At 63.8% G+C, this 704-nt stretch carries 1 pseudogene; it reads left to right on the forward strand.

Annotated features, from left to right (window positions below):
* Positions 1–704, forward strand: a pseudogene (locus F2P47_RS17550) (IS3 family transposase); the annotation flags it as partial.

Below are 704 nucleotides of genomic sequence, written 5' to 3' on the forward strand. Positions count from 1 at the left end.
TGCTCGATGCGTCTGCTCTTCGCGAGCTTCTGGCAAAAAAATGGTAGGGCCCGCCGCCAAGCGAGAGGCTGTCGCTCATCTGCGCGAGAGGTTCCAGATGAGCGAGCGCCGGGCCTGCTCCGTGATCGCGGCAGACCGCAAGATGATCCGGTACCGCTCCTGTCGGCCGCCTGAGGCGGCGCTGCGGTCGAGGTTGCGCGAACTGGCCAATGAACGGCGCCGCTTCGGTTACCGGCGCCTGTTCATCCTGCTCCGCCGGGAAGGCGAGGCGTCAGGGATCAACCGCATCTACCGGCTCTATCGAGAAGAAGGTCTGACGGTTCGCAAGCGCCGCTCCAGGCGGAGAGCCATTGGTATCCGCGCTCCGATCCTTGTCGAGGCCCGGGTCAATGCCCGCTGGTCGCTCGACTTCGTTCACGACCAGATGGCCAATGGCCGCCGCTTCCGGGTTCTCAACGTCGTCGATGACGTGACGCGCGAGTGTCTCGCCGCGATCCCCGATACCTCGATCTCAGGCGTGCGTGTGGCCCGGGAGCTGACCGCCCTGATCGAACAACGCGGCAAGCCCGGAATGATTGTTTCCGACAACGGTACCGAGTTCACTTCGCATGCGATCTTCGCCTGGGCAAAGGACCATGCCGTCGACTGGCACTACATCGCGCCCGGCAAGCCCATGCAAAATGGGTTCGTGGAGAGCTTCAACG

The sequence above is a fragment of the Parvibaculum sedimenti genome (genome assembly GCF_009184905.1).
GTDB lineage: Bacteria > Pseudomonadota > Alphaproteobacteria > Parvibaculales > Parvibaculaceae > Parvibaculum > Parvibaculum sedimenti.